Genomic DNA, 20,260 nt, shown 5'->3' with positions numbered 1-20,260 from the left:
TATGGGCTTTCGCAAACTATTATCCCGCCTTTGTCGGGCGTTGTGTCCACCGCGGATTGCGCCAGTCTATCCCTTCCAGAAGATAGCCGAGTTGCGCCGCCGAGATCTGCACGGCCTCGCCGGTGCCGCTGCTCGGCCAGATGAACTTCCCGGCCTCCAGCCGCTTGGTATAGAGCGACATGCCGACGCCGTCGTGCCAGAGCAGCTTGACCAGGTCGCCCTTGCGACCGCGAAAGCAGAATATCTCGCCCGCATGTGGATCGCGCCCCAGACCCTGCTGCACCGTCAACGCCAAGGTGTTCATGCCGCGCCGCATGTCGGTGACCCCGCCAGCGATCCACACGCGCAGCTTCGACTGCTTCTCACGCAACGCATCCGCGACGATATCCCACTGCTTTTCCGCCTCGGCCTTGGTTTGCCTCGAGCGAAGATCGTCTTCAGCATCGCCGCCATGGCGGTGCGGCTCTTGGCTGGAGCATGGGCCAAGGCGTTGCGCATCCAATGAACCCGGCATCTCTGGTGGGTTGCGTTGAAGACCCGGCGCGCGGCGGCCCGCAGACCCTTGTGGTCGTCGGCGATTACCAGCTTCACGCCGCGCAAACCGCGGTCGGCTAAGGAGCGCAGGAACTTCATCCAGAACGCCTCGGCCTCAGAGAGGCCAGTCGCGACCCCCAGCACCTCGCGCTTGCCATCCTCGTTCACGGCGACAGCGATTATCACGGCATGGCTGACAATCCGCCCGCCTTCGCGCACCTTCAGGTAGGTCGCGTCGAGCCACAGGTAGGGCCAAGCGCCCTCCAACGGACGGCTCAGGAACGCATTCACCCGCTCGTCGATCTCGGCGCAGAGGCGGCTGACCTGGCTTTTGGACATGCCGCCTGCGCCCATGGCCTTGACCAGGTCGTCGACCGAGCGGGTTGAGACACCGTGAACATAGGCTTCCTGGATCACCGCCACCAAGGCCTTCTCGGCTGTGCGGCGCGGTTCCAGAAAGCTGGGAAAGTAGCTGCCCTTCCGGAGCTTCGGGATCTCCAGCGTGATCCGCCCGGCACGGGTGTCCCAATCGCGGTCACGGTATCCGTTGCGCTGAACCTCCCGCAGGGGCGTTCGCGCCCCCTTGGCAGCCCCTGTCCGCGCCTCAACTTCGGCTTCCATGATCCGCTCGGCCGCAAAGGCCAGCATCTCGCGCACGAGATCGCCATCAGCCTGCTTCTCAACCAGCTCGATTAGCGCCATTCTGTCATTGGTCATCGTCGTCTCCATTCCAGGTTTCAGGTCTTGCAACCCAAACCTACTCCGAAGATCGGCGATGACCGCCAGCGTTACCTACGGCCGCGCGCTGCGCTACGCCAAAGGCTCCGCGCGCGGCCTCCTACACCACCACATGGGACACAGCCGATGCCAAGCCCAGGCCATATCCGCTACGCATTCGGGACACTCGACCAAGTCTACGCCGTGTTACCGCGGATCTACCAGCTGGCGGCGAGCCTGCCCGATGCGCCGCTGCGGGAGTTCGCGACGAAGATCAAGGACCTTCCGAAAACGACGGAGGCCGAACGCCTCGTCGTCCAGCGCATCGGCCAGGACATCTTCCGCGCTGGCCTGATCGAGTATTGGCAGGGGCGATGCCCGCTGACCGGCATTACCGATACAGCGCTGTTGCGCGCGTCGCACATAATTCCATGGAAGGATTGCGCGAGCGATGCAGAACGCCTCGACGTCCATAACGGCCTCCTGCTCTCGGCCTTGTGGGATGCTGCCTTCGATCGTGGGCTAGTAACGTTCGACGACGAGGGCCAGCCGCAACTATCACCCTTCCTCAGCGACAGCGCTCGCGCTGAATTGCGCTGGCAGGAAGCGATCCCGTTGACCGACAAGCATCGGAGGCGACTGACCTGGCACCGCACCAACCTCTTCGTCAGACAAGGAGGAGCGTAAGACACTGGTTCAGGCGCTTGCGAGCCACCCCTTGTTCTGCAAGTTCTGGAGAGCGATGCCGATCTGGCGCGGGGAGAAACGCTTCTTGCGTTCGTTCCACGCATAAACCGTTTCGATTGCATCCTCTGCGCTGACAGCCTTTTCCCGCGTCGTCACCCAGTGCACGGTTGCGAGAAGTTCTAGGCCAAATGGTGTCTCGAACCCCTCTACAAGCTCCGCCACACGATCGAAGCGCGCGGCTGTATCTTGGTTATCCGACAAGAAAGACTCCGCGTCTTTCACCGCGCCGGGGACCAGTTCAAGCTGCTTTTCGGGCGCATCGCCACCATCGGCGTATCCCGACACGAGATGCCCCTCGACCGCGCGAAGGACGTGTCGCAGATTCTCGGCGTAAGGACCATACGGCGCCTTCGCATACTTGAGGCGGAGTGGCTCGCCTGCTTCCTGCATAAAATACATCAGTTTATGCACTTCAAGTAGCGTCACGAACGGGTCCATCAGCCCGCCGAGATAGCGGTTCATTAGAACCACCAGCGCTGCTCGTCCGGGGCTCATCGTTGGAACTTCCCGCGACTTCGTTATTACTGGCGCACTATTTGGCTCAAAGACAATGATCTCCAAGTCCGGCAGGTCGCGCAGCGCGGCTTCGATCCGGGGACGAACGTCCTCCCAGTTCAGGCCACCAAGACCGCTCCCAAGCGGCGGAATGGCGATCGATCTGATGCCACGTTGCCGAACCTCTTCGGCAAGGGCGACAAGCCCGGAATCGATATCCTCCATCCGACTTTTCCCGCGCCAATGCCGCTTCGTCGGGAAATTGATGATGTACTTGGGGTTTGTCAGTGTATGGCTCTCGAAGACGAACATCTTGCCCGGCTGAACTTCATCGCGCTTGCAGGCCGCCTCGTAAGCCTTGAAATTCGCCGGAAATGCATTCTTGAACTGGAGGGCGATGCCACGGCCCATGATTCCGACGCAGTTCACCGTGTTGACGATCGCCTCTGCGTCCGCCTGCAAAATGTCGCCTGTCACATATCTGATCATGATCATCCTCCCCTCAGTAGTACCACTCTCTTTTTACTTTTACTTGCGGTCTATGCTGACTCTTCCCGAACGCCGCCATTGCACGAGCGCCAACATGTTCCGAATGTACACCGATCCCGCGAACAAGCTCCCAAGGAAAGCTCTCATGCATGAGAAACTCTGCCATTTTGTGATCGCGACAAGAAACCCAGTTTCTTGCATTGATCGCATCCCAGTTCACTTGATCAAGCTTTGAGAGATCGTTGTAGAAGTCAGCGGCGCGGTTTGCGGCATTAATATCAGTAAATGCCCAGCGGCGATTATTCGCGGTTGCCCAATCTACGACTTCAAGCATATCCGCGACGAGATGAACGACTGGACCCTGCCCATCCTTGTATGCCACATTCGGATGGTTTCGCCGTGAAATCACATAGAGCATCACGGAACGCGGACAGAGATAGAACGGAACATAGTCGCCCACGCAAGTGCCGGGATTACATTGTACGGGTAGAACAAGGCGGTCAGCCTTGATCTCATTGTTTCCGATCACCGCCGCCCCCTGCCGCTTGACCATCACGGCGTCAGGCCACAGGCAACCGTCCCCGACAATCGACGCCAGGTTGTCGACATGGACTATGTGGTAAATCCTTGGCCGGTCAGGTGTCGGCATGATTAGGCATCCATTCTCACATCATTCACCTTCCCTCGTTAATTTCGCGGCAACGGCTGGTGCATCTTCCGCTGCCATCCCGTCCATGACCCAGCGATCAACATCGCTCAGCTTGAACTTCCAAAGCCGTCCAACTCGCTGAGCGGGCAAGCTCTTGGATTCGATCCAACGGTAGACCGTGTCCTTCGCGACCCCCAGGTGGGCGGCCACTTGATCAACGGAAACCCATGGTTCAGTCATCCCGCCGCCGTCCTCTTCGGCCCGTGTTTATCGCCTTGAATCGACAAGAGTCGACGAAACCCGTATAGCACGTACCGGTGTTCCTCTAAAGTTCTTTCGCGGAAGGCAGCTCATCCAGTCTGTCATTATGCCGATTCAACGGCACGCCCGAACCTGATCTCTCACGACGCTGTAGTCAGCGAGCATTTCGGCGATAGCCGACCCCTCCGGCAGCAGATCGAGCTCGTCTGCTGCGCGCGTCCGGAAGTCGCGGCTGTACTCGACGATAGTCGGACACGTCCCTTGCCCGCTACCGTCAGAACCGACCGTCGCGCAGCCGCTCAGCAAGCTCGTCGCGATGGCGAGGGCGGCGAGCTGCCGCTTCCAGCATCCGGCGTTGGACGTCATTGGCCTTCTCCGTGGCTTCAAGGCGTTCGACGAGGCGTCCCGCTCGCTCGCCGGACCGCCGAAGCGAAAGGAGGAACAGAGATACGGCGAGGACGATGGTTCCGTAGCGCAGCGCCGCCCGCATCCACGGGCTGGCGGCTAACCCGGCCAAGAGCGCGGCGATCACCGTCGCCCCCGCTTCCAGTCGTCGAGGCGGGCGTAGATGGTGACCGCGATGCCGCCGAGCGCGACGGCGATGAACACCCATCGCAGCGTGTCGAGATACGGCACCAGCGGCAGGATCGCGGATTGGGTCTCAGCGAGGACGCTCTGCGCAACCTCGATCCCGGCAGCGCCCAGCGTCGCCACGCCTGCCGCGCCACCACCCTTCATCGTGCGGCTGTCGGCCAGCACTTCGCGCGCGGGCGGCGTCTCCGCTGCAAACGCGGTAGCCCGGACCGGGAAGCGCTCGCCCCACTGGCGAGCGGGCCCGAGATCAACATGGATGAACCCCGAGCGCGGATAGAAGCCGAAGCCGAGGAACCCGACCTCCCGTGCCGCCGCCTCGAACGCCACCGGGTCGTGGTTCGCCATGGCGATATCGAAGGCGGCGCCGTCGAGGTGCTTCGACCTCGTGGCGCCACCGACGGCGCGGTTGTGCTCGGGGCTGCGATAGGCCGAGCGGACGATCAGCGGCTTGCCCAGCCGGTCGCGGAGGGCCTGCAGCTTGTCGAGCGCAGGCTCGTTGACCAGCAGCTTGCCGGTGCCTCGGCAGGCGATCTCGGCGGGCGAAAAGTTCGGCCAGCGCCAGTTGCTCTCGGGCACTTCGCGCCAATGGCGGTGGAAGGTCGTCGTCATGGGGGTCCTCCGAAAACGAAAACCCGCCTCAAGGGCGGGTGCGGTTGGGCTGATGAATGGGGATGGGGCGCGGCTACGGGCCGCCGCCGAAGATCTTCAGCTTGATGGCAATGCCCGCGAGCAGCGCCAGCATGACGCCGGTGGTGATCATGCGGACGGCCGTCTGCATGGCGGTGCGCCGCACCAGGCGGATGCAGTCGCCCGCCACCTATCTGCCCAGCGAAGACCGCACGCAGGATCCGCATATCCTGCGCGCCATTGGCCGGGCGTGGGGCTGGCGGCGGCGCATGGAAGCTGGCGAGTTCAATACGGTCACCGATCTGGCAAAAGCCGTGGGGCTGGCCGAACGCCATGTCAGCCGCCAGCTGCGGCTCGCCTATCTCGCGCCGGGTGTCCTCAAGCGATTGGTCTACAAGCGCGAGGTGCCTGCCGTGACCCTGTTGAACCTGACTGACGTCGCGGCCCTGCCGTGGCACGAACAGCCGGAGAGGGTGTTCGACTGATCCTCAGTGAAAGCTCGCCTGAAACGTCGTCGCCGTCAGCGAGACATGCGCGTCCAGCGGCGGATGCAGTTCGAATGCCTTCGGCTCGCGTGAGAAATTCCAAAGGCGGAACAGACGCCATTCCGACCGACGCTCCTCGGCCACGGCCAGTTCGTTGCGGGTGATGTGGAATGGCGTGCGCTCCCATCCGTTCGTCGTCTTGACCTCGATCAGCCGTGCCCGGCCGTCCGGCCCGAAACTCGCGATGTCGTAGCCCGCGCCGTCGCCATCCTCCTCCGACACCCAACGCACCTTGCGCGCCAGATCGTCCCGTCCCGCGGTCCGCAAGGCCGCGCGCTCATGCGCCAGCACACGCTCCTCGCCCGCGCGGCCGAGGGCCCGGTTGCGTTCGTCCCGGCCCGCCACGTCGAACTTGCGGGCGATGTGCAGCATCTGCTCCAGTTCCTGCGGCGGCGGCAGGTTCGACAGCGTCGGCGGCGGCCCCACCCAGATCTGCGCCGCCTCGCGCAAACCGCCTGCGGGTTGCAGCCCCGGTTGGCGCCCGAGCCAGGCCGGGTTCAGTGCCAGCCACCGCGCCACGGCATCCACCAAGGTCATCTGGAAATTGAAAGCGGGCTTGTAGCCGGGGATCCAGTCCTCGCCGAGCCCCTTCAGCACCGCGCTGATGTTCTGGTGCTTGAACTCGACGGACCCCTCGGACCGGTCGTTCAGCCGCGGGAGGAGTGCGCGGCGATGCTCGGCCTTGCTGTAGCGGCGCCCGGAGACGTCGTCGGCCAGCATCGCGAAGTAATCCGCGACGATCAGGTCGTTCTCTTCATCCGTCCAGGGCCCGTTCGACATTGCGCCAGGCTATGGGCGCGAAGTCTGTTTGTCATCAGAGACTTCCGGCAGGGACCTCACTGCTTTTGCCGGCCCCATGCACCAGTGCACCGGCCTGGTGATCGGCCGCCACGGAGCCGTCCTTCGTAACCCTTCGGCGGGGGCCGTCTGACGGGGCGCTGTGGGGGATGATAAGTCCGACCTTATGGTCGACCTTACGTTCACACCCCAGATCGAGATCCTGTCCGCCGAGGACGCGCCGCGGCGGCGGCACTGGAGCGACGCGGACAAGATCCGGGTGGTCGAGGAAAGCCATCGGGGGTCTCGCCAGGTCACCGCGACGGCGCGGCGGCATGGTATCTCGCGTTCACTGCTGACCGTCTGGCGGCGACAGTATCGGAACGGCGAACTTGCGATCGCAAGCGGTCCTGCTTTCGTGCCGGTGAAGATGGCGCCGGACATTGATGCGCAGTCGCCGCGGCAGCCGGCCCCCGACGTCCAGCTCGAGATCGTTCTGCGGAACGGACGGCGCCTGCTCGTGTCCTCGTCGGTGGACCCGGACGCATTAGCCCGGCTCCTGCTGGTTATCGAGGGCCGATGATCGCCTTCCCGGCGGGGGTGCGCGTGTGGATCGCTGGCGGGGTCACCGACATGCGGCGCGGCATGAACACCTTGGCGTTGACGGTGCAGCAGGGTCTGGGGCGCGATCCACATGCGGGCGAGATATTCTGCTTTCGCGGTCGCAAGGGCGACCTGGTCAAGCTGCTCTGGCACGACGGCGTCGGCATGTCGCTCTATACCAAGCGGCTGGAGGCCGGGAAGTTCATCTGGCCGAGCAGCGGCACCGGCGAGGCCGTGCAGATCTCGGCGGCGCAACTCGGCTATCTTCTGGAAGGGATAGACTGGCGCAATCCGCGGTGGACACAACGCCCGACAAAGGCGGGATAATAGTTTGCGAAAGCCCATATTTTGTTGGGCGTTTCGCCAACTCGAGGTATGCTTCGGGCATGTCCGATACCGCTTCCGAGATTGCCCGACTGCGTGCCGCACTTGCGGCGTCGCAAGCCCGTGCCGAGGCCGCCGAGAGCGAACTGGCGCAGGCCCGGGCGGTGGTCTCCACCTCGGAAGCGATGATCAAACACCTCAAGCTGGAGATCGCCAGGCTCCGGCGCGACCACTACGGCCATAGCGCCGAGCGCCGCGCCCGCCTGATCGACCAGATGGAGCTGCAGCTCGAGGAACTCGAGGCCGCCGCCACCGAGGACGAGATTGCCGCCGGGAAGGCGAAGACCACGGCGGTCGCCGGGTTCGAGCGTCGCCGCCCGGTGCGCAAGCCGTTCCCGGACCATCTGCCGCGCGAGCGGGTGGTGATCGAGGCACCGACAGCGTGCTCCTGCTGTGGCTCGGACCGTATCGTGAAGATGGGTGAGGACATTACCGAGACGCTCGAGGTCATCCCGCGTCAGTGGAAGGTGATCCAGACGGTGCGTGAGAAGTTCACCTGCCGGGCCTGCGAGAAGATCAGCCAGCCGCCGGCGCCCTTCCATCCCACGCCGCGGGGATGGGCTGGACCGAACCTGCTGGCGATGGTTCTGTTCGAGAAGTTCGGTCAGCATCAGCCGCTCAACCGACAGGCAGAACGCTATGCAAAGGAAGGCGTCGATCTCAGCCTCTCGACGCTGGCCGACCAGGTCGGGGCCTGCACCGCGGCTCTGGCACCGATCCACGCCCTGATCCGGAACCATGTTCTGGCGGCCGAGCGCCTCCACGGCGACGACACAACGGTCCCCCTCCTCGCGAAGGGAGGGACGCAGACAGCGCGGCTCTGGACCTATGTCCGCGACGACCGGCCCTTTGGCGGCGGCGCGCCACCGGCCGCGCTGTTCCACTTCTCGCGCGACAGGGAGATGGCGCATCCGAACCGGCATCTTGCGGGGTGGCAGGGCGTTCTCCAGGCCGATGCCTATGGTGGCTACAACGACCTCTATCGCGGTGATCGTGATCCGGGGGCCGTGCTGAGCGCCCTGTGCTGGAGCCATGCCCGACGGAAGCTCTTCGAGCTCGCCGACATCAAGGAAAATGCCCGTCAGAAGAAGCCCGCGCACGACATATCGCCTGTCGCGCTGGAAGCCGTGAGGAAGATCGACGCCATCTTCGATATCGAGCGTCAGATCAACGGTCTGGACATCGCCAGCCGGCTCGACGCCCGGCACCGGCTGGTCCGCCCCCTGGTCGAGGAGCTGCACGACTGGATGCGGGCCGAACAGGGAACCATGTCGAAGCACAACCCCGTCGCCAAGGCGATCGCCTACATGTTCAAGAAGAACCGATGGGACGCCTTCACGCTCTTCCTCGAGGATGGGCGCGTCTGCCTGACAAACAACGCGGCCGAGCGCGCACTGCGCGGTATCGCGCTGGGACGGAAGTCCTGGCTCTTCGCTGGATCCGAGCGCGGCCCAGACCGCGCCGCCTTCATGTATTCTCTGATCGTCACCGCCAAGATGAACGGCATCGACCCGCAGGCTTGGCTCGCCGACGTCCTTGCCAAGCTCCCCAACACAACGGCTTCACGCGTGCAGGACCTTCTGCCATGGACGTGGCAGCCATCGGAGCGCCAACTCGCTGCATGACCGCCGCCTACGCCGGATGCTTACCGTCCTTCTGACCGCCCTGCGCCTTCGTCGGTCTCCGTCACCGGATTATCTCGCGAACGGGGCGACCCCATGAACGTGGCAACTCATTGAAAATGAAAGGATGTTTTGCGCCGTCCTGTGGCCGTCGAGGGGCGCTCGAAGAGAGACGCAGGCCATCCGGACCCATTCTGCGTCAAGCGCCCGGTCTCCGAAGGGCGGATGGCGCTGCCAACACCCTTTGAAACAAAAGGAAAAAAGGCCGCAAGCGGGGCCATTGAACGGATCCGGTGTCTGAATGTGGCGGAGGGGATGGGCCTGAAATCCAACCTTCTCCACTCTAAGATACTGATTCAGAACGATTTCTACGCATGCGGTTGCTAGGGATCGCACCAAGGCGCTTCGGTGTTAGGCGGCGGGATGTCTAGTGCGGGGCTTAGTGTTTGGCCATTTGATGTAAGCGTAGTGGGATAGGTAGCTGAATTGGTCAGGTCTATTCTGCCTTCATAAACCTCGCGCACGCCATTCTCGCCCGATTGTACAATTACTAGGGTCCAGACTCATTGATCTTCAAAGCCAGAACATGATGGTTGCCGCGAGTGCGACAGCGGACAGGAAGGTCTTGGCGCATCTGTCATAGCGGGTTGCGACCCTGCGCCAGTCTTTCAGGCGACCGAACATGATCTCGATGCGGTTGCGGCGGCGATAGCGCCGCTTGTCGTAGCGGACCGCCTTGCCGCGCGACTTCCGCCCCGGGATGCAAGGGCGTATCCCCTTGTCTTTCAACGCTTCCCGGAACCAGTCGGCGTCGTAACCGCGATCCGCGATCATCCACTCGGCAGCGGGCAAGCTGCCCAGCAGGGCGGCGGCTCCGGTGTAGTCACTCACTTGGCCCGCGGTCATGAAGAACTTCAGGGGCCGTCCCTTGGCGTCGGTAACGGCATGTAGCTTGGTATTGAGCCCGCCCTTCGTTCTGCCAATCAAACGTCCGCGCTGGTCGTCGGGCCCCCCTTTTTCGCCCGCAGGCTCGAAGCCGTGCGGTGCGCTTTCAGGTAGGTCGCATCGATCATGATGGTCTTCTGCTCGGCACCCTCGGAGGCCAGTCCTTCCATCATCCTGGCGAAGACTCCCATGTCGCCCCACCGCTTCCATCGGTTGTAGAGCGTCTTCGGAGGTCCATATTCACGCGGCGCATCGCACCATCTCAACCCATTACGATTGATGAAGATTATGCCGCTCAAGACCCGACGATCATCAACCCGCGGCTTGCCATGACTCCTCGGAAAGAACGGCTTCAAACGCTCCATCTGCTCGTCGGTCAGCCAGAAAAGATTGCTCATCATTGCCCCCATCAGTTCGGGAGCGTGAATCACGCAGCCAAGGCGACCGCAAGCCGATTAATGGGTCCTGACCCTAGTGCGGCGGTGATGTCTGGCTGCCGGACTGACTCCAGCCAGTCTAGCCCCCGAGACGTGCCATGGACCGCGGCTCCTATCCGCAATGTTACTCCGCAAGGGTCGATAAGACGGAATCGCAGCGCGTTGCGATTCCCTGGTCCTTTCTCTTCCATCGAACCTTGCCCAAACCACGAAAAGCCCGATGCAGTCGCTGTTCGCCAGAATGGACGCGGGCCACTCCTATGGCTCAGAATTCCAGTATTTGCATCGACGTCGAACGACCCGCTGCTTAAGCAGAATCGGCGGTGCGCTGCCATCAACATCAAGATAGACTTCGACCCGCCGGGGCCCCGCCTCCCAGTGCACTTGCACTTCCAAGAAGCGTGCTCCGCCACCGGCAGACAGAGCCGGACTGTCGACCGGCAGGGAGGCAAAGATGAGGAACAAGAAAAAAGCCGCGCCGAAACCGCCCGACACCATATCCACAAAGCTGAGACCGAACCCAGGTGAGGCCTCGCGCAACCTTGCTCGGCGTTTTCGGTCACTTAGCATCCGCCCTCCGTTCGGTGGGAGAGGTAGTCGTCGCGCCGCTGGTCGATTAGTACCAGTACGTAGCGGCCATCTACGCAGGAGCGATAGCCGGCTTCGGACAGAGTCTGCGCTCCTATCGGCGGCCAGTAGGCGGCGCCAACCTCGAGAAAGGCGCGAACCTCTTGGCCCGGGTACTTGTGGCTGTACAGGTGGACCGGGGAAGAAAGCCCTGCACGCAAACCGAAAATTCGCGCACAATCACCGCTTCGCGCATCCCTCAAAATCCAGTCGTCAACGTCACTGACGCTCAGCGACAGGCCCTCGATCAGCGAGCAGTCGGTGGACTGGACTCGCAAGACGGCAGTCGAAAAACCTGCCTTCATGTCTTCGCTGACGGCCCGGCTCATAAGTTTTGATCGGCTCAGCGTGTCGCCCTGCGCCTCCGCAGGCACCAGCTTTGCGAAGACGACGAAGATCAGGAACAGCGCGATAGATGCGGCCAGGACGCATGTAAGCGCATCGGTCAGGCTGACCATGAGAACGTCATCCTCGTCCTCGGTCATTTGCCCTCACCAGCCTCTGGTCGGCCGTCGTCTGGACTTGGCTCATCCCGAAACGCCTGAGCGCCAAACAGTGGCAGGATCGCTCGCTCGAACATTCGAATCTCGATTGCCGACAAAAAGCTCAGTCCAATGCCGAAGATCAGCGCAAGCATCGTCGTTGCAAAAGCGAGGCCGAGGTCAGCGGAGAGGGCATTGATTGCTTGTGCCCGCTCCGACGAGGTCGTAGCCCAGACGATGGAATCCGCGCCAGTGAGACTCTTCATAATCCCACGAACAGTTCCAATGAAGCCGATGGCAGGCAGTGTGGTTATGGCTAACCGCATGGGCCAGCGTGCAGAAAGCACCTGATCCATCAATTGATCTTTCCAGTAGCCGCGGCCACTGGGCGACATTGTCCTCGCTTGTTGGCCTGCACGGCTGAGCAGTTCAAGTATCCCCTGGTCGCTTGACGCGATGAAGTTCACGTCGCGTTCAATCATCATATCTGAAATATGCTTCATGCTAACCGCGGCGGCCATCCGCAAGATGGACAATACTGCAGCAAAAATGCCAACGAAGAAAATGAAGAACTGTTCCGGCCCCGTAAATAGCGTCAATGTGTAGGCGGCCCTACGATAGTCTGCAGTGGTCCGAATCTGTCCAATGCCCCAGACCAATAGGCGCTCAATGTTTAACAGAGCCGTTTGATCGGTCGCGGGATCGCCCAATTCAACGAGGCTGCACTCGCTTGTGCCAGCAATGACCGGCCGCAGCATTGCTTCTGCAATTTGAAAGTCTGAAAGACTGCGGGGAGCAGTGACGCGAGCTCTGGACAGCGCCGACCATGGAAGGGCGGCACCATCTTTTGTTGCGGCCTGGCCGATGTCCAACACGACAGTGCTTGCATCGGCGGGATAAAGTCCCGCAATGTAATAGGCAACAGCAAGTTCGTATGGACGGTCTTGATCTAGACCTTCGGTTTCTGCCGCGCAAAGTCCGCGACTTATTTCTATCAAGAGCCCGATACCCGTGCCGCTTTTTGGCAGCCTGTCGCGCAATACGTCACGCGTCAGTCGTAGTGCAGGCTCGGAAGCAACACCAACTGAAAGGGCCGCAGGGGTATCGTACTCAGACTTGTCTATAATTCCCGACTCAAGCAGGATCGACCAGATTAGTGCGTCTTCTCGATTCTTACCTGCCCCGCACGCCTCTGTATCCACCGAAGGTAGTCGCCGGCACGATTCAATGATGAAGTCAGCACTGGCTGCCCTGTCAAGAAGCCGTGCCTGATAGCGTCCCTGCAAAGTAGCATACAAGATTGCGGCGCTGACTAGGGTCCAGACTCATTGATCTTCAAAGCCAGAACATGATGGTTGCCGCGAGTGCGACAGCGGACAGGAAGGTCTTGGCGCATCTGTCATAGCGGGTTGCGACCCTGCGCCAGTCTTTCAGGCGACCGAACATGATCTCGATGCGGTTGCGGCGGCGATAGCGCCGCTTGTCGTAGCGGACCGCCTTGCCGCGCGACTTCCGCCCCGGGATGCAAGGGCGTATCCCCTTGTCTTTCAACGCTTCCCGGAACCAGTCGGCGTCGTAACCGCGATCCGCGATCATCCACTCGGCAGCGGGCAAGCTGCCCAGCAGGGCGGCGGCTCCGGTGTAGTCACTCACTTGGCCCGCGGTCATGAAGAACTTCAGGGGCCGTCCCTTGGCGTCGGTAACGGCATGTAGCTTGGTATTGAGCCCGCCCTTCGTTCTGCCAATCAAACGTCCGCGCTGGTCGTCGGGCCCCCTTTTTCGCCCGCAGGCTCGAAGCCGTGCGGTGCGCTTTCAGGTAGGTCGCATCGATCATGATGGTCTTCTGCTCGGCACCCTCGGAGGCCAGTCCTTCCATCATCCTGGCGAAGACTCCCATGTCGCCCCACCGCTTCCATCGGTTGTAGAGCGTCTTCGGAGGTCCATATTCACGCGGCGCATCGCACCATCTCAACCCATTACGATTGATGAAGATTATGCCGCTCAAGACCCGACGATCATCAACCCGCGGCTTGCCATGACTCCTCGGAAAGAACGGCTTCAAACGCTCCATCTGCTCGTCGGTCAGCCAGAAAAGATTGCTCATCATTGCCCCCATCAGTTCGGGAGCGTGAATCACGCAGCCAAGGCGACCGCAAGCCGATTAATGGGTCCTGACCCTAGCACCCTAACGCCAGAGGCCGTCTCTCCAGTGGCCGTGAAACGAGCTACATCATCTTCGAATGAAATATTGCTTAGCCTGAAATTATCGCGGACACTGTCGAACTCGAAGCCAACTCCCGCGATGCAAAAATTAGTAGTACCAGTCTCGGAATTGCAATCTATAGTCCTGGCGTCGAAATTGACCTCAATCGACTGCGTCGATTTTACGCCTGCTTGGCGATCTGGCGGTAGGATCCTCGTCTCTATCTCGACATCAATACTCTGGCCCACCGCCATTCTTGCCATTGCCACCAAAAAAAGCAGCGCCATCGCTGACAAAAAAGCTTGTGATTATACTTCGTCTCACGCCTCTCGATAATCAACGACATCATCGCAGCACTCCGGAGAATCGATGGCGCGGCTTCCAAAAGCTCAATAATAGAGTACACAGGTCAAGCAGAAAGACACTCAAAATTCCCGCTCTTGAAGCCGATGAGTGTTCTTTTGTGCCCCACCAGCGGTCCACCGAAGCGGTGTTTGCACGGTTTCGCGGCTGTCCACGCTCACGCGGGCTGACGGAGGTTACCCCAGAAGATGGCCGCACGGTTGGTTGCACGTGATGACTGGCCACGATGTGGTCAGGCCTGCGCGGGACAACACACTGAAGCAATGGGGACCTGCCCCAGCACGTCAGCCCCATCTAAATCCTATGGGATACATGCTCCCGCCTGCTCCCGCATCACGGCGTAATCGCTCAGCATCTTCACGATGGCCGAACCATGCGGCAGCAGGGCCAGTTCCTCGGCCGCGCGCGCCTGGAACTCCCGGCCATACTCGACCATCGGCGGACAGGCCCCGAACCCACCGCCGTCAAAAGCACCCTTCGCGCAACCGCTCAGCAAGCTCGTGGAGATCGCGAGGACGGCGAGTTGCTGCTTCCAGCATCTGGCGTTGGATATCATTGGTCTTCTCCGTGGTCTCAAGGCGTTCGGCGAGGCGTCCCGCTCGCTCGCCGAACCGCCGAAGCGACAGCAGGAACAGGAGCACGGCGAGGACGATGGCGCCGTAGCGCAGCGCCGCCCGCGTCCACGAGCTGGCGGCGAACCCGGTCAGAAGCGCGGCGATCACCGCCGCCCCCGGCGCCAATCGTCGAGACGGGCATAGATGGTGACCGCGATGCCACCGAGTGCCACCGCGATGAACACCCAGCGCAGGGTATCGAGATAAGGCACTAGCGGGAGGATGGCGGTCTGGGTCTCGGCGAGGACGCTCTGCGCCACCTCGACACCGGCCGCTCCGAGCGTTGCGACGCCCGCAGCACCGCCGCCTTTCAGGGTGCGGCTCTGCGCCAGGACCTCGCGCGCGGGCGGCGTCTCCGCTGCGAATGCCGTCGCCCGGACCGGGAACCGCTCGCCCCACTGCCGCGCGGGGCCGAGATCGATATGCATGAAACCCGAACGCGGGTAGAAACCGAAGCCGAGGAACCCGACCTCGCGTGCCGCGGCCTCGAAGGCCACCGGGTCGTGATTCGCCATGGCGATGTCGAAGGCGGCGCCGTCGAGGTGCTTCGAGCCCGTGGCACCGCCGACGGCGCGGTTGTGCTCGGGGCTGCGATAGGCCGAACGGACGATCAGCGGCTTGCCCAGCCGGTCGCGCAGCGCCTGCAGCTTGTCGAGCGCGGGATCGTTGACGAGCAGCTTGCCGGTGCCCCGGCAGGCGATCTCGGCCGGGCTGAAGTTCGGCCAGCGCCAGGTGCTCTCAGGGCAAATCCCGCCAGTGGCGGTGGAAGGTGGTGGTCATGGTGATCCTCCGAAACGAAAAAACCCGCCTCGAGGGCGGGTCATTGCGGGCTGATAAATGGGGACGGGGTGCGGCTACGGGCTGCCGCCGAAGATTTTCAGCTTGATGGCGATGCCTGCGAGCAGCGCCAGCATGACGCCGGTCGTGATCATGCGGACGGCGGTCTGCATCGCGGTGCGGCGTACCAGCCGGATGCAGTCGACGAGCGAACGCAGGTCGCGGATGTCGAGCGCGGCCTCGTCGCCGTCGAGCCCGACATCTGCCAGCGCGCGCTTCGCGCCTTCCTCGGCCGCCCGCGTCAGGATCGCCTCGAACTCGGCGTCGGGCATGCGCACGAAGCCCTCGGATCGGGGTGGTGTCATCGGATCCTCCTTCCGCCGCTCAGCCGATCTTGCAGCCCCAGAAGGACGTGTGGTCGGCCGCGAAGTAGCCGTCCGCGACCCGGAAATACCCCTGCAGCTCGACGGTATCGCCCGCGGTGAGGGGCACCATGGTCTGCAGCCAGATCGCGGTGGCGAGCGAAACGTGGGTGGCGGAGATTTCGCCGAGGGAGCCGCGGATTTCGGTCGTGCCGTTCAGCACGAGCCGCCCGCGCATGCGCGCCGTGGCGCTGGCGTTGATCTTGTAGAGCAGCGTCGCGCCGAAGAGGTAGGTGCCGTCCACCGGCGCCACGAAGTGGTTGTTCACGGCGTCGAAGGCGCCCTGATCGTTGTAGTCGGTGTTGTTCAGGCCGATCTTCGTCCAGGCTCCGACGCCCACGTAGTTGTCGTAGTTCGTGTACGCCTTGAACCGGGGCAGCCGGGGCTGGTCGACGATGCCGGTGGCGTTGTCGACGCTGAGCCCGTCGAAGAAGGTGCTGCCGTCGGCCGAGACCGCGAGCCGGAAGCGGTCGGAGCCGAAGAGGCCCACCAGCGCCTTGGTGACGAAGCCAGTCTGAAGCGTGAGCCCGAGATCGTCGCCCGCGGCCTCCTTGTTCATGGTGTAGAACAGATCGCCCGTTCCGCCCTCGGCCACGGTCTTCGCCGTCCAGAGCGCCGCATTGAGCTTGGCCGAGAACGGGTTCGAGGCGTCGGCCGTGGTGCCGATCCCGAGCAGTGCCATGTTCTGCAGCGTCGATGGCGTGGTGCCGATCCAGCCCGCGCCGTCGTAGACCAGCAGCAGGCCCTCGTCCTCGACCCATGCGCGCCAGCCGGTGCGCGGCGGCAGACGCAGCCAGGCGCCGTCGGTCCAGAGCGCGACGTTCAGATCCCAGCCGGACCAGTCGCCCGTCGCGCCGGAGCCGACGATGTGGCGGTTGCCATCTGCAGGCGAACCGGGTGGCGCTGTCAGATTCCGGTCGAGGACAGAAAGCTGGACGAGCCCGTCGAGGATCCGCAGCGCCTCGTTGTGGGTGACGTGCTTCTGCGCCTGTGCCGCGAGGATGTAGGGCAGCAGGAGATGGGTCGTGGCGTCGGACATGGGTTGGCTTTCAGAACGTGAGCGTGACGGTTTTCGGCGCGCCCCGCCCGCCCAAGGCGGAGAGCTGGGAGATGCGGACGTCGAGCGTGTCGCCGGGGCCGAGCGGCGCGCCCCAATCGGCGGTCTGCTGGGCGGCGGTGTAGACCGCGCTGGTGGTGGCGGTGCTCAGCACCCGCTTCACGGTGGCGCCGTCGAGGATCTCGACCTCGTAGGCTTCGATCTCCTCGGCCAGCGGCACCTCCAGCCCGCCCCAGCTGTCGGCCGCGAGTGCGCGCGACCGGCGCGTCCAGCGGATCGCCAAGTCGCCGGGTGTGCGGGGTTTTCGCCACGGCTGCTCGACATGGGCGACGGAGAACGGCCGCAGTCCGATGCCTGCGGGCGTGAAGGCTTGCGCCACGTAGGTCTCGTCGCTGACCGGGCGGCTCGCCGGGCCGATGCGCCAGTTCCACGGGATGCCGAGATCGGCCTCGGCGATTGGCAGGGACGCCAGCGCGGTGTCCAGCACGACGACCCGTGCGCCGGCCGGAGCCGGGTTGCCCATGGCGCCCTCGGTGCCACGCTGGCCGCGAAGCAGGCGCGTCAGGCTGTAGCGTCCCGGCGCCAGCAGCTCGGCCGCGCCCGCCTGCACGATCTCCCAGACGCCGGGCGCGCTCTCGATCGCGAGTGCGTTGGCACCGCCGAAGAGCGTCAGGTCCGTGACGCTCTCCAAAGTGCCGGTCAGCAGATCGACGACCAGAGCATTGCCGAGGTCGAAGCGCGAGGTGGGGCCCGGATAGAGGTCGGAGACCAGCGCGCCGATCCTGGCACGGCTGCCAAACGTCGTCAGCAACTCGAAACCATCCATGGAGGGGCTGCGGAACACCGCCATTTCGCCCGGCCAGGGAGCCGCATGCGCGGCGACAAGCGGGCGATGCGCGGGCTGGTCCTCGGTCAGCTGCGGCAGGTCCATCAGCACCGCATCCGGCGCGCCGAACACCACGGCCCGCGTCAGTGAGGCTGCGCGGGGATCGCCAGGCGGTAGGTCGTAGGTCGCGCGGTCCGAGCGCACCGCCTCGATGCCACGCGCCTCTGCGTCGGCGATGGAGACGAGCCGCAGGTCGACCAGCCGCCCGTCATGCTCCAGCCGGATCGCGTCGGCTGGATCGAGCGCAAGGCGAGACGGCGGCAGACGGAACGCCGCCGTCTCGCGCCCCACCCACGCCTCCATCAGAGCGCGGCGGCAGCGCCGCTCGGCTTCCTCGGGCGGCACGGCCATCGGGAAAGACTCGGAGGCGATCCGGGTCGTGTCCACGGTGATGCGCCGCGTCTCGACGAGGGCGGCGTCGTAATCCTCGTCCGCCCGCGCGACCTGCCACTTCAGCGCCTGCGGCAGCTCGGTCTCCTGGCCGCGGGTCAGTTCCAGCACGTCGCCCTCGCGGACGGCGACCAGGTCGTCGGGGCCGAGAGTGGCGACAGAGGCCCGGCCGCGCATGATGAAGCGGATCACCCCCTCGGTCTCGACCGCGTCGAAGCCGAAGTGGCGCGACAGCGTGGTGATCGAGGCCCGCGGGCTCTCGAGCGCCGTGATGGCGTGACCTTCGACCGCGCCCCAGAGGCCGGTGACGTCGATGCGATCTTCGGGCAGGCCCGCGCGCAGGCAGAGGTGGCGGACGCCCGCGCCGACAATCAGCGCCCCGATGCCGGTGCGGATCAGCGCGCCGCGCAGGACGACGAGCGCCGTGGCGAGCCCGCGCACCGAGAGCGCGGCGGCGGCCATGCCGGCGACCCAGCGGCCCGCGAGGAAGGCTGCGAAGGTCGCGGCATAGGTGGTGAGGCGGCCGATGTTGTCGAAGAGACCGCGGATCGCGATGCCGAGCGGGCCGGTGCGGCTGGAAATGGCGGCCATGGCGTTGGCAACCGCCTCGAGTGCTGGCGCCGCGGCGACGGCCAGCTGGTTCGCCAGCCCGCGCCAGATCAGCCCGAGCCGGGAGATGGCGTCGTTCGTCCGCTCGATCTGGTCCGCATCCTGTTCGGAGACGACGACCCCGAAGGCAAGCACGTCCTCGGTCGCCTGGCGCAGCGTCGCCGTGTCGATCCGCGACATGGCGATGGAGCCTTCCTCGCCGAAGAGCTGGCCCGCGACCGCCGCGCGCTCGGCCGCCGGCACGAAGCTCTCGATGGCCGCGTTGATCGCGCCGACGCGCTGGTCCAGCGGCAGCGCGATCAGCTCGTTGGCCGAAAGCCCGAGCCGGTCCAGTGCGTCGGCGGCGGGGCCGGTCCCGGCGGCCGCCTGGCTGAGACGGCGCGTCAGGTCCTTCGTGGCCTGCTCGATGCCGGACATCGACACGCCCGCCAGCTCGCCCGCTCGCTCCAGCGTCTGGATCGAGGCGACGGTGGTGCCGAGCGACTGCGCGAGCTTGGCCTGCGCATCGACCGTCTGCAGGCCGGAGCGGATCATCGCCACGCCAGCGGCGGCAGCGGCTGCTACGGCTGCGGCAGCCGCCACGCGGACGCGCCGCGAGAAGGCCGCGAGCCGAGCGTTGGCCGCTTCCATCTCCCGGCTCAGCCGTCCGAAGCCGCGCGACCCGGCTTCGCCCACCCCTTCCAGTTCGGCGCGCACCTGCCGTCCGCCGACGGCCGCGAGGCGGACGCTGACCCTCTTCTCAGCCATGGGAGTGATCCATCTGTTCGTTGAGCTTCGCGACCATCACCGCTTCGATGACCGGCAGCAGTTCGGCCATGGCGAGCGGCGGCACGCCAAGCGCGTCACCGAGCGCGAGTGCTGCCGACATGTCCCAGCCGATCACCGCGCCGGGCAGGACACGGAGCTGGCCGCCGAGACGGCCGACCAGGTCCCAGACCTGCCAACCCTCCGGAGTTTCCGGACGGTTCAGCCGCGCCGGGCAGTCCGGGCAGGCTTGCGCACAGGCTTGGCAGTATCGGTCGCCCCCGCCGAAGGACCATTCGGCGAGAGCGCGGAGGCGTTTTTTTCCTGTTCCAGCAGCAGGCCCTTCGAGACGTAGGTCAGCTGGAAGGCCTCGAAGATCGGCCAGACATCGAGCAGTGCGTCGATGGCCTCGGGGCTGGGATCAATGGCGTTGCCGTCCGCATCGCCGATGCCGTCCCAGGCGATCACCGCGCGGCGGGCCAGTGCCTTAGCGAAGGCGACCGCGCGCTCCTCGTCGGAAGCATCGTCGGGCACGGCTTCCACGGCCGGGTCGCTGCGCGTCGCCACCATCAGCGCGGTTGTCAGTGGACGCAGCTGCACCCGAACGCCGGGCGCGAGATCATGCCAGCGCGGTTCATTCGTGAGGTCGAGCGTCAGCAT

23 protein-coding genes and 2 pseudogenes are annotated in these 20,260 nt (G+C 64.1%); 5 read left to right on the top strand and 20 right to left on the bottom strand.

Annotated features, from left to right (window positions below):
* Positions 1 to 19 precede the first annotated feature (19 nt).
* Both tnpB (ACZ1HC_RS05090) and ACZ1HC_RS05085 read right to left on the bottom strand, forming a co-directional pair.
* Positions 20 to 304, bottom strand: coding sequence for an IS66 family insertion sequence element accessory protein TnpB (gene tnpB, locus ACZ1HC_RS05090; RefSeq protein ID WP_472700782.1), 285 nt, complete (start codon positions 302 to 304; stop codon positions 20 to 22).
* Positions 305 to 346: 42 nt separating this feature from the next.
* A pseudogene (locus ACZ1HC_RS05085) lies at positions 347 to 1,251 on the bottom strand (IS256 family transposase); the annotation flags it as partial.
* A gap of 204 nt (positions 1,252 to 1,455) precedes the next feature.
* Here ACZ1HC_RS05085 and ACZ1HC_RS05080 point away from each other — a divergent pair.
* Complete coding sequence (locus ACZ1HC_RS05080; protein ID WP_472699024.1) at positions 1,456 to 1,938, top strand: HNH endonuclease; 483 nt, start codon at positions 1,456 to 1,458, stop codon at positions 1,936 to 1,938.
* 9 nt (positions 1,939 to 1,947) lie between these two features.
* On the opposite strand, the gene darG is transcribed toward ACZ1HC_RS05080, so the two are convergent.
* The 5 genes from darG to ACZ1HC_RS05055 form a co-directional block, all read right to left on the bottom strand.
* Positions 1,948 to 2,988, bottom strand: a complete 1,041-nt coding sequence (darG, locus tag ACZ1HC_RS05075; protein ID WP_472699023.1) for a type II toxin-antitoxin system antitoxin DNA ADP-ribosyl glycohydrolase DarG — start codon at positions 2,986 to 2,988, stop codon at positions 1,948 to 1,950.
* Positions 2,989 to 2,995: 7 nt separating this feature from the next.
* Positions 2,996 to 3,631 (bottom strand): type II toxin-antitoxin system toxin DNA ADP-ribosyl transferase DarT, encoded by a 636-nt coding sequence (gene darT, locus ACZ1HC_RS05070; protein WP_472699022.1) that lies wholly within the window; start codon positions 3,629 to 3,631, stop codon positions 2,996 to 2,998.
* A gap of 21 nt (positions 3,632 to 3,652) precedes the next feature.
* Positions 3,653 to 3,871, bottom strand: a complete 219-nt coding sequence (locus ACZ1HC_RS05065) for a helix-turn-helix domain-containing protein (RefSeq protein ID WP_093362793.1) — start codon at positions 3,869 to 3,871, stop codon at positions 3,653 to 3,655.
* Positions 3,872 to 4,166: 295 nt separating this feature from the next.
* Positions 4,167 to 4,424: a hypothetical protein gene (locus tag ACZ1HC_RS05060; RefSeq protein ID WP_472699021.1), complete on the bottom strand. Its 258-nt coding sequence runs from the start codon at positions 4,422 to 4,424 to the stop codon at positions 4,167 to 4,169.
* Entirely contained in the window at positions 4,421 to 5,095 is a 675-nt protein-coding gene (locus tag ACZ1HC_RS05055) for a YcbK family protein (RefSeq protein WP_472699020.1), read from the bottom strand. The genes ACZ1HC_RS05060 and ACZ1HC_RS05055 overlap by 4 nt, the downstream gene beginning before the upstream one ends.
* A 62-nt stretch (positions 5,096 to 5,157) precedes the next feature.
* Between ACZ1HC_RS05055 and ACZ1HC_RS05050 the strand changes: the two genes are divergently transcribed.
* Positions 5,158 to 5,598, top strand: coding sequence for a hypothetical protein (locus tag ACZ1HC_RS05050; protein WP_472699019.1), 441 nt, complete (start codon positions 5,158 to 5,160; stop codon positions 5,596 to 5,598).
* Between the two features lie 3 nt (positions 5,599 to 5,601).
* On the opposite strand, the gene ACZ1HC_RS05045 is transcribed toward ACZ1HC_RS05050, so the two are convergent.
* Entirely contained in the window at positions 5,602 to 6,438 is an 837-nt protein-coding gene (locus ACZ1HC_RS05045; RefSeq protein WP_472699018.1) for a protein NO VEIN domain-containing protein, read from the bottom strand.
* 184 nt (positions 6,439 to 6,622) lie between these two features.
* Between ACZ1HC_RS05045 and tnpA the strand changes: the two genes are divergently transcribed.
* From tnpA to tnpC, 3 genes are read left to right on the top strand one after another with little or no spacing between them, the layout of a single operon-like run.
* The gene (gene tnpA / locus ACZ1HC_RS05040) at positions 6,623 to 7,018 is read left to right on the top strand and encodes an IS66-like element accessory protein TnpA (RefSeq protein WP_472699017.1); all 396 of its coding nucleotides are present in this window, start codon (positions 6,623 to 6,625) and stop codon (positions 7,016 to 7,018) included.
* The gene (gene tnpB, locus ACZ1HC_RS05035; RefSeq protein ID WP_472699016.1) at positions 7,015 to 7,365 is read left to right on the top strand and encodes an IS66 family insertion sequence element accessory protein TnpB; all 351 of its coding nucleotides are present in this window, start codon (positions 7,015 to 7,017) and stop codon (positions 7,363 to 7,365) included. Before tnpA ends, tnpB (ACZ1HC_RS05035) begins: the two co-directional genes overlap by 4 nt.
* Positions 7,366 to 7,424: 59 nt before the next feature.
* The gene (tnpC, locus tag ACZ1HC_RS05030) at positions 7,425 to 9,047 is read left to right on the top strand and encodes an IS66 family transposase (RefSeq protein WP_472700781.1); all 1,623 of its coding nucleotides are present in this window, start codon (positions 7,425 to 7,427) and stop codon (positions 9,045 to 9,047) included.
* Between the two features lie 570 nt (positions 9,048 to 9,617).
* Here tnpC and ACZ1HC_RS05025 read toward each other — a convergent pair.
* The 12 genes and pseudogenes from ACZ1HC_RS05025 to ACZ1HC_RS04970 form a co-directional block, all read right to left on the bottom strand.
* A protein-coding gene (locus tag ACZ1HC_RS05025; RefSeq protein ID WP_472699015.1) for an IS5 family transposase occupies positions 9,618 to 10,387 on the bottom strand; the annotation gives its coding sequence in 2 pieces (ribosomal slippage) (positions 9,618 to 10,051 and positions 10,051 to 10,387; 771 coding nt in all).
* Positions 10,388 to 10,989: 602 nt separating this feature from the next.
* Positions 10,990 to 11,538, bottom strand: coding sequence for a hypothetical protein (locus ACZ1HC_RS05020; RefSeq protein WP_472699014.1), 549 nt, complete (start codon positions 11,536 to 11,538; stop codon positions 10,990 to 10,992).
* Entirely contained in the window at positions 11,535 to 12,737 is a 1,203-nt protein-coding gene (locus ACZ1HC_RS05015) for a hypothetical protein (protein WP_472699013.1), read from the bottom strand. The genes ACZ1HC_RS05020 and ACZ1HC_RS05015 overlap by 4 nt, the downstream gene beginning before the upstream one ends.
* Before the next feature lie 133 nt (positions 12,738 to 12,870).
* A protein-coding gene (locus ACZ1HC_RS05010; RefSeq protein WP_472698529.1) for an IS5 family transposase occupies positions 12,871 to 13,639 on the bottom strand; the annotation gives its coding sequence in 2 pieces (ribosomal slippage) (positions 12,871 to 13,303 and positions 13,302 to 13,639; 771 coding nt in all).
* 763 nt (positions 13,640 to 14,402) lie between these two features.
* Positions 14,403 to 14,537, bottom strand: coding sequence for a hypothetical protein (locus tag ACZ1HC_RS05005; protein WP_472699012.1), 135 nt, complete (start codon positions 14,535 to 14,537; stop codon positions 14,403 to 14,405).
* A gap of 28 nt (positions 14,538 to 14,565) precedes the next feature.
* Entirely contained in the window at positions 14,566 to 14,823 is a 258-nt protein-coding gene (locus tag ACZ1HC_RS05000; RefSeq protein WP_472699011.1) for a hypothetical protein, read from the bottom strand.
* Positions 14,820 to 15,495 (bottom strand): annotated as a pseudogene (locus ACZ1HC_RS04995) (YcbK family protein). Before ACZ1HC_RS04995 ends, ACZ1HC_RS05000 begins: the two are co-directional and overlap by 4 nt.
* A gap of 74 nt (positions 15,496 to 15,569) precedes the next feature.
* Positions 15,570 to 15,857 (bottom strand): DUF6127 family protein, encoded by a 288-nt coding sequence (locus tag ACZ1HC_RS04990; RefSeq protein ID WP_085378178.1) that lies wholly within the window; start codon positions 15,855 to 15,857, stop codon positions 15,570 to 15,572.
* A gap of 19 nt (positions 15,858 to 15,876) precedes the next feature.
* Positions 15,877 to 16,953 carry a DUF2793 domain-containing protein gene (locus tag ACZ1HC_RS04985; RefSeq protein ID WP_472699010.1) on the bottom strand — a complete coding sequence of 359 codons (1,077 nt, stop codon included), beginning with the start codon at positions 16,951 to 16,953 and terminating at the stop codon, positions 15,877 to 15,879.
* A gap of 10 nt (positions 16,954 to 16,963) precedes the next feature.
* Positions 16,964 to 19,603 carry a phage tail protein gene (locus ACZ1HC_RS04980; RefSeq protein WP_472699009.1) on the bottom strand — a complete coding sequence of 880 codons (2,640 nt, stop codon included), beginning with the start codon at positions 19,601 to 19,603 and terminating at the stop codon, positions 16,964 to 16,966.
* Entirely contained in the window at positions 19,596 to 19,739 is a 144-nt protein-coding gene (locus tag ACZ1HC_RS04975; RefSeq protein WP_165093516.1) for a DUF7697 family protein, read from the bottom strand. The genes ACZ1HC_RS04980 and ACZ1HC_RS04975 overlap by 8 nt, the downstream gene beginning before the upstream one ends.
* An 83-nt stretch (positions 19,740 to 19,822) precedes the next feature.
* A complete protein-coding gene (locus tag ACZ1HC_RS04970) occupies positions 19,823 to 20,260 on the bottom strand; it encodes a hypothetical protein (RefSeq protein WP_472699008.1) in 438 nt (145 codons plus the stop codon).

Source organism: Paracoccus sp. BR5-17 (assembly GCF_055693925.1).
This window is presented reverse-complemented; position numbering and strand designations above follow the sequence as displayed.

Coding starts and splice junctions, on each gene's coding strand:
- tnpB (WP_472699016.1), top strand. CDS start 7,015: ATGATCGCCTTCCCGGCGGGGGTGCGCGTGTGGATCGCTGGCGGGGTC.
- tnpA (WP_472699017.1), top strand. CDS start 6,623: ATGGTCGACCTTACGTTCACACCCCAGATCGAGATCCTGTCCGCCGAG.
- darT (WP_472699022.1), bottom strand. CDS start 3,631: ATGCCGACACCTGACCGGCCAAGGATTTACCACATAGTCCATGTCGAC.
- ACZ1HC_RS04990 (WP_085378178.1), bottom strand. CDS start 15,857: ATGACACCACCCCGATCCGAGGGCTTCGTGCGCATGCCCGACGCCGAG.
- tnpB (WP_472700782.1), bottom strand. CDS start 304: ATGAACACCTTGGCGTTGACGGTGCAGCAGGGTCTGGGGCGCGATCCA.
- ACZ1HC_RS05005 (WP_472699012.1), bottom strand. CDS start 14,537: ATGGTCGAGTATGGCCGGGAGTTCCAGGCGCGCGCGGCCGAGGAACTG.
- ACZ1HC_RS04985 (WP_472699010.1), bottom strand. CDS start 16,953: ATGTCCGACGCCACGACCCATCTCCTGCTGCCCTACATCCTCGCGGCA.
- ACZ1HC_RS05065 (WP_093362793.1), bottom strand. CDS start 3,871: ATGACTGAACCATGGGTTTCCGTTGATCAAGTGGCCGCCCACCTGGGG.
- ACZ1HC_RS05020 (WP_472699014.1), bottom strand. CDS start 11,538: ATGACCGAGGACGAGGATGACGTTCTCATGGTCAGCCTGACCGATGCG.
- ACZ1HC_RS04970 (WP_472699008.1), bottom strand. CDS start 20,260: ATGCTGACGCTCGACCTCACGAATGAACCGCGCTGGCATGATCTCGCG.
- ACZ1HC_RS04980 (WP_472699009.1), bottom strand. CDS start 19,603: ATGGCTGAGAAGAGGGTCAGCGTCCGCCTCGCGGCCGTCGGCGGACGG.
- ACZ1HC_RS05045 (WP_472699018.1), bottom strand. CDS start 6,438: ATGTCGAACGGGCCCTGGACGGATGAAGAGAACGACCTGATCGTCGCG.
- darG (WP_472699023.1), bottom strand. CDS start 2,988: ATGATCATGATCAGATATGTGACAGGCGACATTTTGCAGGCGGACGCA.
- tnpC (WP_472700781.1), top strand. CDS start 7,425: ATGTCCGATACCGCTTCCGAGATTGCCCGACTGCGTGCCGCACTTGCG.
- ACZ1HC_RS05050 (WP_472699019.1), top strand. CDS start 5,158: ATGGGGCGCGGCTACGGGCCGCCGCCGAAGATCTTCAGCTTGATGGCA.
- ACZ1HC_RS05055 (WP_472699020.1), bottom strand. CDS start 5,095: ATGACGACGACCTTCCACCGCCATTGGCGCGAAGTGCCCGAGAGCAAC.